This window comes from Desulfovibrio intestinalis (assembly GCF_014202345.1).
GTDB classification, from domain to species: Bacteria; Desulfobacterota; Desulfovibrionia; order Desulfovibrionales; family Desulfovibrionaceae; genus Desulfovibrio; species Desulfovibrio intestinalis.
Genome location: NZ_JACHGO010000001.1, coordinates 420177 through 431944 on the forward strand (window position 1 = coordinate 420177; position 11768 = coordinate 431944).

The following is an 11768-nucleotide window of genomic DNA, read 5'->3' on the forward strand; positions in this document are numbered from 1 at the left end:
CACGGCAGGCCGCACCAGGTAAGTGGTAAGGACAAGTTACAGAGCATCTCACACCTGAAATGCTTTGGGTATTTGTCCTCAAATCGTTGCTGCAAACCAGGCGCAAGCTGCCTTGGCCAACGTTAAGCAACGTATTTCGATAGCACTGCTCTGGAGCCGATTAGCTCTGAAATACTTTACATTTCAAAGCTGTCATTCTGCCCAAAGTACAACTTTCGGCAGAATATACACTTGTTGCGGCACGCTGTGCGCTTGCGCAACGTTAGAGCATGTGGGCTTTTTTACGTTAAATGCCCTAACTGTTGTACACAAGGGGCAGAGGTTCGCCCGGTTCGCCCGCAAGAGCGGCGCGGTAGGCGGCCAAACCCTGTTCAATGTAATCACGTGAGCCACAATATCCGCCCACGGAGCACAGGCAGTCATTAAGCGCGTAAATACCGGCAACCACATCGGCCCAGTCTACCCAGCCCATGTGCCCAACGCGCGCCATGCGGCCCTTGAAGTGGTCCTGCCCGCCTGCCATCGACACGCCGTGTTTTTCCTGCGCCATGCGCAGAACTTCAACGCCGTCAACGCCGTCAGGCAGCATCACACTGGTGATGCCCCAGGCAAAGTCTTTTTTGGCAAATAGCTCCAGCCCCATAGCCGTAAGGCTGGCGCGGGTCAGCATGGTCAGCGCCCATTGCTTGGCATAAAGAGCTCTAAGGCCGTTCTCAAGCAGCATATCCAGGCTTTCCTTGAGCCCAAGGATAAGCCCCACGGGGGAAGTGAAGAGCGTCTGGCCCTTGTGAACGTACTCCCGTTCCTTGATCAAATTGAAATAGAAACAGCCCGGCGTCTGTTTTTCGGCGCATGCCCACGCCCTTTCGGACAGGGCCAGCAGGGCGAGGCCAGGAGGCAGCATAAGGCCTTTTTGCGAGCCAGTGAGCAGGCAGTCCACGCCCCAGGCGTCCATCGGGCAGGGGGAAAGCCCCACTGCGGATATGCCGTCCACCAGCAGCAGCGTTTCGCTGTTGCGCGTGATGCGGGCCACTTCTTCCACAGGATGCAGCACGCCCGTAGACGTTTCAGAAAGCTGAATAAGCACGCCAGCGATGGACGGATCAGCCTTCAGGGCCGCTTCCACAGCCTGCGGTGCGACAGCTTTACCCCAGGGCACAACAATGGATTCTACCTCAAGGCCGTGCGAAAGGGCAATTTCACGCCACCGCTGGCCGAACTTGCCGCCCTCAATCACCAGCACTTTCTGGCCGGGGGCAAAGAGATTGTAAACAGCCGCCGTCATTGCGCCCGTACCGGAACAGGACAAGGGCAACACTGTGCTGGTAGTGCCAAAAAGCGTTTTCAGGCTTACCTGTACCTGCGCCATGATCTCTTTGAATTCACCCTTGCGGTGATGGATCATGTCCCTGGCCAGAACCAGGCGCACGCGCTCCGGCAGAGGCGTGGGGCCGGGAGTGAGCAGGCGAAACTTGTTGAGCATGTGGCTGTTCCTCGTGGTTTATGCGCCGGATGATGCGTAGTCCTGTCGCGCCGTAGTGTGCGGTTGCCGTCTTATCCATCGGGGCATGGCGTCAAAAATATTGCAGTCATGCAGTTTGCGCCCGTGCGCTTCCGGCGTCAAGCTTTTGGGGCGTATACGTCGGTTTTGCGGCGTCTTGCATACAGGCTTCAAAAGTTGTTTGCAGCATGTTTATCACCTTGCGGCGGCTTAAAAGCTCCGCCGCAAGATGTGACACCACACTTTACTGCTGCGTGCTCATGGCCCGCACAGCTTCAAACGGCAGCTTCAGGCCTTCCATCTGTTCCGCAAGGCTACGGTCTCCCTGCTTTGCAGTGAAGGTAAGCAACATACCGGGATTGTCCAGCATGGCAATGAGGTCAAGCACAAGAACCGTCCGTCCGGGTGTGCTCTGAATATCAAGCTTGCCCGGTTTGGCCGCAAAAGCTTGCAGGCTTTGGCGAATGGCCTTGTTCTGCGGGGTTTCCTTGATGCCGGGCAAAGCGGCAAGGGCTTCAAGCGTGGCCACTGCCTGCGGCACGCTGGGAGAAATGTTCAGGCCCAGCCATGCGGTAGCGCCTTCATCCTTGTAGTTCAGGGTAAAGTCACTGAAACTCTGGGTAAGAAGGTCTTCCGCCATACGAGCGCCGGGCTTTTCGCTCATGTTCAGGGAGCACTCAAGCTGCCCCATGCCCACGGATTGTATTGTGGCTTTTTTATGGCTGACAGCGCCCTTGGTTTGGGACTCAAAAGCCATATCCATATTGAGGGGGGGCAGGGTCAGTTCCAGCAGCGCATACAGCAGGCTGGAGGGGGCAGTAAGGCCAGTAATGCTGCTGCGGGTGTGCGAGGGCGCATTGGAAAGCCATTCAAACTGGGCATCCTTGACCTGCACGGCGCCTGTTTCCACAGCAAAGTTCATGTCTGTAGTTTGGAATTTGCGCAGTAAGGGCGGTTCTGCATTCAACATGCTTTCTACAAGCGGCATAAGCTGCTGCTGGGCTTCCGGCGATTCAGGATCTTCACTGAGGATCACAAGCTGCCGCATGAGATTTTCTTCAGGCAAAAAGATGCCTTCTTGACGAAGATGCCCGATGGCCAGCCCCTGCGCGCCGCCGACCCGAACAGCAAGATCATCGATAGCAAGGCTTGCAATGGCGTGTTCCTGCCAACCTGCCATGTGCATTTCTTTAAAACTTACCTTGATTGGACCGTTGGCGTCGATAACCTCCGCATTGACAAAGTAGGCGCGGGTATTGTCCGCCCCCATGCTGTATGTGGCGGTCACCATGTCGATGGGTTCGTTTTTGTCAAGAGCCTGGGCCACCACAAAGGGCTTGGCGCGAATAACGTCGATTTCTTCCCGCTGCACAGTGACCCTGCTGTTGGGAGTGGTCATCGTGACGTTACGCACGACCACATTTTCAGCAATATCCACAAGGTTGTTGCCGTCAAGAACCATGTCGCGCAGGGGTGTGAGAACCAGCAACATGCGCACTGGCAACCGGAATGAAGCTTCGGAAACAAGCCACGTTTCCGGTCCCCTTGCCTGTTCGCCGCGCAGTGACAGGCCACGGATGGAAACCTCACGCGTGAAAGGCGAAAAATCCACCTGATCTGCGGTGGCTGTGTAGGCCTTGCCCTGCGGGTCAATGGACATGTTGCCAAGCCCGCTGAGAAGCTGTTCCTTTATGGATGAGCGCAGTCCGAAACCCAGCGCTGTCAGGCCGACAGCAATAATAACTGCCAGTAGTATCAGAGTTTTCAGCAGTTTTTTCATTACAGGTTTATTCCTTCGTTGGTTGGTATGGCGTACGGTGTATCGCATGCTTTGCGCTGGGCACGCATGCCAGAAATGGCCCCGCTATGAGCAGGCCGCCGTCAATCCACCCTGTGGTGGCAGCCCAGGCTGGTGCGGTTACGCATGGCTGCCTGGGTAATGACATAGGCGGTTTGCGAACCGTGGAAAAGGTCCACCAGACGCCGCGAAATGCGTGTGTGCTTGTAAAAATCGTGAATATGCCGCACGAGGTCGCGCATGTCTTCAAAGGCTCTGCGCAGGCGGGCATCAGTGCGTGAGATGCCCACGTAGTTCCACATGGTGTTGCGGATATTGGTCCAATCCTGGGCAACCAGGGCCGGGTCGTCACGGCGTTCGTCGCCTTCATGCAGCCAGTCAGGGATGGAGGCGATGAGATTCTGGGGCAGGCCGTCTTCGGCATTGAGGCGGTGGGCAAGATCCTTGCCGCAGCTGACGCCCCACACCAGGGCCTCAAGCAGGGACGTGCTGGCAAGGCGGTTGGCTCCGTGCAGGCCCGTGCAGGCGCATTCACCAATGGCATAAAGCCCGCGCATGGACGTGCGCCCGTGTACGTCGGTGAGAACGCCGCCGCAAAAGTAATGCGCGGCAGGCACAACAGGTATGGGCTCCCGGCGTATATCGATGCCAGCTTCAAGGCATTTCTGGAAAACAGTGGGAAAGCGCGTGGGCAAATCCTGTTGCACGCCGCTCACATCCAGGAAAAGGCAGGGCGCGCCATTGTGCAGCATTTCGTCCATCATGGCCTGTGAAACAACGTCTCTCGGGGCCAGGTCGGCGCGCGGATCGTAGTCTTTCATGAATGCCTGCCCCTTGTGGTTGAGCAGGCGCGCGCCTTCACCTCGCATAGCTTCGGTAATGAGGGAGCGGCGGGTGCTGCGTTCCTCATACAGGGCAGTGGGGTGAAACTGCATGAATTCCAGGTTGGCCAGGGATACGCCAGCGCGAAAGGCCATAGACACGCCCGTGCCCACGCAGCCCTGCGCATTGGTGGAATGCAGGAACACCTGCCCTACGCCGCCGGTAGCCAGCACTGTCCAGTCGGCCAGAATCGTTTCAGGTTCGCCGCTTTCTTCGTTGAGCACATATGCGCCGAGGCAGCGGTTGTCCACTTCGTAGCGGAGTTGCGAACCCTTGGCGTGGTGATGGCTGGTAAGGAGGTCAATGGCGGCGCGCCGATGCAGGCGCGTGATGCGTGGGTGGGCCAGAACCTGAGCCGTCAGGCCGTCCATCATAGCACGCCCCGAATAATCACGGCAATGCAGGATGCGCGGGGCAGAGTGCCCGCCTTCACGGGTCAGGTTAAAACTGCCGTCCTCATTACGGTCAAAGGGCACCTTGGCGCGCTCTATGAGCACATTGTCAACGCACGTTGGCCCCTGATCGCATAGAAAACGCACAGCCTTGCCATAGTTATAGTTATGGCCTGCTACAAATATATCCTTTTCAAGGGCCTGAGCATCATCATTCGGCCCGGCCTCGTGCTTGCCGGAGCCATTGATATCTCCGTTGGCGTCAGGATCGGCACGGTAGATGATGCCCCCTTGCGCCAGTTCGGAGTTGCCGTCAGCCAACTGGGTTCCGGCATTGATAATAAGCACTTCATAACCGGCGTCGGCCAGGGTCAGGGCGGCGGTGCATCCGGCAATGCCCGAACCGATAATCAATACGGGCACATGACGGCGACTGACATTCACTGTGCTAACCTCATTGGCCGCATACTTCCAGCATGCGGGTTAACGAGAGACGGGCGGGGGGGCAGAGTTCCTCCTCGATCGCCAGAGGGATGGCTTTTTGCGAAACAATTTCAGTAAGTATAGTCCAAAGTTTCTTTTCCGTCACCTTGGCCATGTTGCCGCAAACGGCGTGGCCCAAGGGGATGATGCGGCACTGGTCCTTGAAGCGGTCGGCAAGACGGTGCACAAGGTGGTTCTCCGTGCCAACAATAAGGGTCGTGCCCGGAGCTTCGGCGGCTATACGGGCCGCGTCCTTGATAAGGAAGGATGTGGAGCCTGCGCCGTCACAGACGGAAATGACTTCTTCACGGCATTCTGGATGGGCAATGACGCGGCAGCCGGGGTGGGCGGCGCGCATTTCGCGCACATCATCGGGGTCAAAGCGGGCATGGATGGCGCAGCAGCCCGGCCAGAGTAGCAGCTTTTTGTCCAGAGGCAGGGTTTCAGGATCAACCAAGCCCTTGGAGCCAATGCGCAGCACATGACGGTCTTGCGGGGGAATGCCCAAAGCCGTCGCCGTGTTGTTGCCAAGGTGCCTGTCGGGCAGAAAAAGCACGCCGTCTCCCTGCTTCATGGCCCATTGCAGCATGACGCCCGCATTGGCCGAGGTACAGACGGCTCCGCCGTATTCTCCCACCACAGCCTTGAGGGCCAGATCCGTATTGGCGTAGGCCAAAGGAATAACCTTGCGGCCACGTTCGTAAAGCTGTTCAAGAACCTTGCGGGCCAGGGGCGCTGGCGTCATTTGTGACATAAGGCAGTCTGCGTCCATGCTTGGCAGGTAGACGGCCTGCCCCGGCTTGGCCAGCAGAGCGGCAGATTCGCCCATAAAGTAGACGCCGCAAAATACTATGTAGTCTGCGTTTACCTGCGGCACACGGCGAGCCAGTTCCAGTGAATCTCCGGCGATGTCGCAGTGCTGCACCACGGCATCGTTCTGGTAGTGGTGCCCCATGATGCAGAGCTTGTCGCCCAATTGTCGCTTGATAGCCTGAATTTCGGCACTGATATTTTGCATGGTCTTGTTCCCTGTACTGAAAAGGTGCTGACCCTGGCGGTTTCAGGCCGGCAGCAGGGTCATGCTGAAGTCTGCCGCAACGGCAGAATGGGTAAGCCGCCCCACAGAAATGAAGTCAGGCCTGCGTGGAGCAGTAAGGGCAAGTTCACGAATGTTTTCCAGACGTACGCCGCCGCTCACCTCTGTTTCAATGCCTTCTGGCACCAGGGCCAGGGCTTGGCTCAGAAGCGGACCGTCCATATTGTCCATCATAATACGGTCGGCGCCTGCGGCAATGCCTTCACGCACATGATCGAGGGTGCGGCATTCCACTTCAATGGGCGGGCAGGGGGTGTAGCGGGCGCGCAAGGCCGCCACCGCAGCGGTGATAGAACCTGCGGCGTCGATGTGGTTGTCCTTGAGCATGAGCATTTCCGCAAGATTTTTGCGGTGATTGCAGGCTCCGCCTGCCTGTACGGCGTATTTTTCGGGCCAGCGCATACCGGGAGTGGTTTTACGCGTGTCGAGCAGGCGCACTCCCGTGCCTTCCAGTTCGCGCACGTAGCACGCTGTAAGGTTGGCTATACCAGAAAGGTGGGTTATAAAATTGAGGATAACGCGCTCGGCTTTGAGCATGGCCACGGCTGGTGCAGTGATGCGGGCCACCTCTGTCATGGCGGGTACCGGGGCAGCTTCGGCGGCCAGGGCCTGCCACTTGAAGGGTGAGCCCAGAGCCCGGAACACCGGGCCAATAACGGGAAGGCCCACCACCAGAGTGTCCTGTTTGGCGCGTATGGCGGCATGCAGGTACGCGTTGGGAGTAAAAAGGCCCAAGGCGGTCAGTTCTGGGCCGTCTTCTTCCAGGGCGAGATCGATGCATTTTTGAAGAAGCCGCTGTCCTTCCGGTGAAAAAAAAGCGGCCCAGGGCGTATACATTGCGCTTGTCCCCATTTCTTACGCATGCTAAGTGAAAGGGCGCCCGCCGTGGCCAGACGCCACATACGGCGTGATGGCCCTCACACGGCGGATTGCGCCGTTGTGCGGGTTATTTGAAGTAGATAGAATGCCCAGTGCGTCGCGTCAAGCCGCGTGAACCTAGAGAGCATTTTCACATGTGCGTCTTACCGTCTGAAAGGCGCAGTTTACGGCATTATTGCTCCTTCGGGACGTATTTTTTGGATGAAAGGCGCGCTATGGCAGATTACAAAGACAAGCAGCACACTGGAGCCGAAGAAGGCATGGAGCGGGAAGAAACCCGTGGAATTCAGCCTGCGGCTTCACTGACGGACCCGCAGTCAAGCGCGTTCGTAAAATCCGCAACCGTGAACGCCGTCTCGTGCAAAAATGACCGTACCGAAGCTGCAAGCACGGGCAGCGGGTATGCTGAAGATTACGCCGACGCCATATCTGATGCCAGTTCTGGCGTCGAACGCGACTTGGACGCGGTGCCCCCTGTATCTAATCCCATAAAGGCCGGAACTCCCACGGCGCATCCTGCCTCAAGTTCTTCTGATTCCATTGACGAGGAATACGATCCCGAACTTATGGATCAGGAGTTCATCCATCCGGCCGACATGGCCGACCATCTTGAGAATATGAGCCTTGAAAGGCAGGTGAGCACTCTTGTTCGCATGCCCAAGGAAGACGCCGCCGAAGCCCTGGCTGAACTTGACGGCAATATGGCCGTCGATGTGCTGGAAAATCTGGATACGGACGTTGCCGCCCAGATCATTGCCGAGATGTCCCCGGACGACGCAGCCGACGTTCTGGACGAGCTGGACGAGGACCACCGCGACGCTCTGCTGGAAAAGCTGACCCGCGAAGATTCCGACGAACTGCGCAGCCTGCTCAATTTCGACCCGGATTCCGCTGGCGGTGTCATGAACACCGAGCTCATCCTGCTGGAAGGCAACCAGACTGTGGATGAGGCCATTGCGCATATTCGCGCTGAGATGTCTGAAAAAGAAAGCCCTTATTACGGCTATGTGGTAGATTCGCACGACGTGCTTGTAGGCGTGCTTTCCTTGCGCGACCTTATGCTGGCCCGCCCCGGCACTATTGTGGGCGACGCGGTATCCGGGCAAAGCGTTATCAGCGTTACCTACGATACTGACAGACGTGAAGTGGCCAGCCTGCTCTCGCACTACAATTTCATGGCCATGCCTGTTGTGGACAATGACGGGCATATCATGGGTGTTATCACCTATGACGATATTATGGACATCATGCACGAAGAGGCCAGCGCTGACATGCTGGGCATGGTGGGCGCTGACCCGGAAGAAAGCGTGGACACGCCCTGGAAAGAAAGCGTGCGCAAGCGCCTGCCCTGGCTCTTTGTGAACATGTTCAACTCGGCCCTGTCAGCTTCGGTAGTGTATATGTTCGAGGGCAGCATAGCCGAAATGGCCGTGCTGGCCGTGCTCATGCCTATGGTGGCCAATCAGGCGGGCAATACGGGGCAGCAGGCTCTGGCCGTTATGATTCGCCAGTTGGCCACAGACCGTTTTGACCAGAAAAAAGCCTGGATGGCCGTTGTGCGCGAAGGCAAGATTGGCCTTGTCACTGGTGTCGTTATGGCTATTACAGCCTTTATCGGCGCGTGGATGTTCACGGGTGTGGCGGCCATTGGCGCTGTTATGGGCGGGGCGCTCATGTGCGATATGCTGCTGGGGGCCATCTCTGGCGGTTCTATACCTCTTATTTTTCGCGCCCTTGGGCGTGACCCCGCGCATGCTTCCAGTATTTTTCTCACCACAATCACAGACGGCGCAGGCTTTTTCATTTTTCTCGGGCTGGCATCACTCTTTTTATTGTAGCTCTGCACAACCTGAATCGCCCGTTGCAGGCAGTCTGTCTTTATGCTGGCAGGCGGCAATTGCGAAGCCGGGAGACTGGACAGGCATATGGCACAGGCGCAACATGAAATTTGCCGCATTTTGCTGGTAGATGACCACAAACTGCTGATGGAAGGCGTGCGCAGCCTGCTGGCTCCCTACGCTCATCTGCGGGTAGTGGGTATGGCGCTTTCAGGTGGAGAAGCCGTGGCTCTGGCCGCATCCTTGGCTCCGCACCTTATGGTTCTGGACTTGGGCATGCCCGGCATGAACGGTGTTGAAACAGCTCGCGCCGTGCTCGAAGTACGCCCTGGAACACGCATTCTTATTTATACCGGGCATGAGGATCAGCGCTGGCTGCCGGAACTTCTTGATATCGGCATCATGGGCCATGTGCGCAAATCTGAACAGCCGGGTGTGCTTTTGCGCGCCATTGAAAGTGTGCGCCAGGGTGAAATATTCCTGAGTTTTTCCGACCCCGGGGGGCGTCTGGCGGCCCTGTTGCGAGAGCGCCGTCAGGCCGCAGATGATTTTGGCGGCGAAGGGGCTGGCGACCTGAGTGCTCTTTCGCCTCGGGAAAAGGAAATATTCCGCCTTCTGGCAGACGGCCAGAGCATCAAGGCCATTGCTGGCGATCTGCACATAAGCCCCAAAACCGTTGAAACCCACAAGTATAACCTGCTCACCAAGCTGCAGGCCGGATCTGTGGGGGATCTGGTCAAGATTGCCATCCGCCACGGTCTGCTCAAGGTCTGACGTATTTTCAAAGTTGAAGGGCTCTGGGCAGTGCCGTCAAAAAGGCCTTTTCAGCTCTTTGTGCTTCGAATTTCTTCTTATTATTCCGGTCGAATATCTCCAAAGTACATTCTCTACATAACAGCCCAGTTCTTCTTGATATAACAAGACTTCATCTGGCAATGACTGCCTGGAATTCGCAATATATTGTGCCGAGCAGGCCGATTTGCATTGGCTGTTTTTTGCCTTCAATAAGGGCAAATGACGTCGCCGCCGTCAAATTACCTCTTCCACTATTCCCTCTGATTCCCCGCCGTGCACGGTTTTCAGCCGGGCCTGCAATCCGTGTGTCTGCCTGGGGAAAATCCTTAGAACTTTCTTTCACAAATCAGGATTCTCCCGATGGTGTGGGCAGGCTGCCCAGCCTAGTCTTGCCCTAACCGAAAAAACAAATGCGTCGGTCAAGGGCGCAAGGGGGAGACAATGGCCTGTGTTTTTCGTGAATACCTCAAAAGAGGCGCAAGGGACTATGCGGCAATGCTCGTGCTGTTGCCCGTCATGCTTTTTCTGCTTTTAGCCGCACCAATGGCGGCCTTGGCCCAGAATGGGGATCAGGTCCAACCCGCTGCACAGAGTTCGGCTCCTGCTTCCAGTTCCGCTGACGTTGTGGCTCCCGCCACAGCTGCTCCGGCGGATGCGGCAGCCCTTCAGACCGCGCAACCCACTGCACAGGCTGCTGACATGGCCCCGGTGGATAACCATCCCTGGTGGTTCTGGCCCCTTGCTTTGCTGGGGTTCTGCTTCATTCTTGGCATAATTGCCGTTATGGCCGGGGTAGGCGGCGGCGTGCTTTTTGTGCCGCTGGTTAGCGGCTTCTTCCCCTTCCATCTAGACTTCGTGCGCGGTGCTGGTCTGCTGGTTGCTCTGGCAGGCGCATTGGCTGCTGGTCCCGGTTTGCTGCGTCGTAATTTCGCAAATTTGCGCCTGGCTCTCCCCGTGGCGCTGATCGCGTCTGCCTGCGCCATTGTGGGCGCCATGCTGGGGCTGGCCCTGCCCACGCATATCATTCAGACCTGCCTTGGCGGTACCATTTTAGCCATCGCCGTGCTCTTGTTGCTTTCCAAAAACTCCGTTCGGCCCGTGGTGAACAAGCAGGATGCCATTAGTGTGGCCCTGGGCATGGATGGAGTTTTTCTTGAGCCCAGCACAGGTGAAGTGGTGGAATGGAAAACCCACCGCACGCTGGCGGGCCTTCTGCTCTTTATTGTTATTGGTATTATGGCGGGTATGTTCGGCCTTGGAGCCGGATGGGCCAACGTGCCGGTGCTCAACCTGCTCATGGGCGCGCCGCTCAAGGTAAGTGTGGGCACATCCAAGTTCCTTCTTTCCATTACGGATACTTCCGCTGCCTGGGTTTACCTTAATCAGGGCTGCGTTATTCCCCTTATGGCAATTCCCTCCATTGTGGGTCTCATGCTCGGTTCAGTGGTCGGTGTGCGCCTGCTTGCCGTGGCCAAGCCCAAATTCATCCGCTACATGGTGATTTTTGTGCTTCTTTTCTCCGGCGTCAAAGCCCTCATGAAGGGCCTGGGCTGGTAGTTTTCGCCCGGACTGGACTTTTTGGGAGGATAGTATGAATACTATGGATGTTAAGAACGAAATCAAGGCTTCACCGGCGCAACTGCGCTATGCTGATACGCTGTTCTACGGTTCACTCATCGGCTTTGTGACGATGCTGATCACGTATGCGCTCTATGTGTTTGGCGTGCTTGAACCGCAGATTCCCCTTGATGAAATGCCGCGCCTGTGGACGCACAGCGCTGCCGCCTACCGTGCTGCCGGAAATATTCCTCAGGGCTGGGGCTGGCTTGCTCTCGTAGGTAAAGGCGATATATGCAACTTTTTGGGCATAGCCTTTCTAGCGGCCCTGACGATCTTCTGCTTTGTGCAGCTTGCCTGGAGCTTGGCCCGGCGCAAGCAGTGGCTCATGATGTGTATTGCCATTGCTGAAGTGCTGGTACTGAGTTTGGCTGCGTCCGGCGTTCTGGTAGCTGGGGCGCATTAGCCCGCTCACCAAGGTCTGCGCTGCGGAAACGCACGTCTGAAGCACCTCAGAGCGCCTTGCGGCGCAGACCTCGGAGGAACC

General features: G+C 57.1%; 9 protein-coding genes. 4 read left to right on the top strand and 5 right to left on the bottom strand.

Features of this window, described 5'->3' with window-relative positions:
* Window positions 1–295: 295 nt before the first annotated feature.
* The 5 genes from HNQ38_RS01850 to nadC form a co-directional block, all read right to left on the bottom strand.
* A complete protein-coding gene (locus tag HNQ38_RS01850) occupies window positions 296–1483 on the bottom strand; it encodes a pyridoxal-phosphate-dependent aminotransferase family protein (protein WP_183717673.1) in 1188 nt (395 codons plus the stop codon).
* A 262-nt stretch (window positions 1484–1745) separates the two neighbouring features.
* A complete protein-coding gene (locus HNQ38_RS01855; RefSeq protein ID WP_183717675.1) occupies window positions 1746–3281 on the bottom strand; it encodes a hypothetical protein in 1536 nt (511 codons plus the stop codon).
* A gap of 101 nt (window positions 3282–3382) precedes the next feature.
* Window positions 3383–5017 carry an L-aspartate oxidase gene (nadB, locus tag HNQ38_RS01860; RefSeq protein ID WP_183717677.1) on the bottom strand — a complete coding sequence of 545 codons (1635 nt, stop codon included), beginning with the start codon at window positions 5015–5017 and terminating at the stop codon, window positions 3383–3385.
* A 10-nt stretch (window positions 5018–5027) separates the two neighbouring features.
* Complete coding sequence (locus HNQ38_RS01865; RefSeq protein WP_183717679.1) at window positions 5028–6074, bottom strand: quinolinate synthase; 1047 nt, start codon at window positions 6072–6074, stop codon at window positions 5028–5030.
* Between the two features lie 42 nt (window positions 6075–6116).
* Window positions 6117–6989: a carboxylating nicotinate-nucleotide diphosphorylase gene (nadC, locus tag HNQ38_RS01870; protein WP_183717680.1), complete on the bottom strand. Its 873-nt coding sequence runs from the start codon at window positions 6987–6989 to the stop codon at window positions 6117–6119.
* Between the two features lie 257 nt (window positions 6990–7246).
* On the opposite strand from nadC, the gene mgtE reads away from it, so the two are divergent.
* The 4 genes from mgtE (at window position 7247) to HNQ38_RS01890 (ending at window position 11687) form a co-directional block, all read left to right on the top strand.
* Complete coding sequence (gene mgtE / locus HNQ38_RS01875; protein WP_246387933.1) at window positions 7247–8869, top strand: magnesium transporter; 1623 nt, start codon at window positions 7247–7249, stop codon at window positions 8867–8869.
* A gap of 87 nt (window positions 8870–8956) precedes the next feature.
* Window positions 8957–9643, top strand: coding sequence for a response regulator (locus HNQ38_RS01880; protein ID WP_183717682.1), 687 nt, complete (start codon window positions 8957–8959; stop codon window positions 9641–9643).
* 462 nt (window positions 9644–10105) lie between these two features.
* The gene (locus HNQ38_RS01885) at window positions 10106–11221 is read left to right on the top strand and encodes a sulfite exporter TauE/SafE family protein (protein ID WP_221277765.1); all 1116 of its coding nucleotides are present in this window, start codon (window positions 10106–10108) and stop codon (window positions 11219–11221) included.
* A gap of 34 nt (window positions 11222–11255) precedes the next feature.
* Window positions 11256–11687, top strand: coding sequence for a DUF1634 domain-containing protein (locus tag HNQ38_RS01890; protein WP_183717684.1), 432 nt, complete (start codon window positions 11256–11258; stop codon window positions 11685–11687).
* Window positions 11688–11768 lie beyond the last annotated feature (81 nt).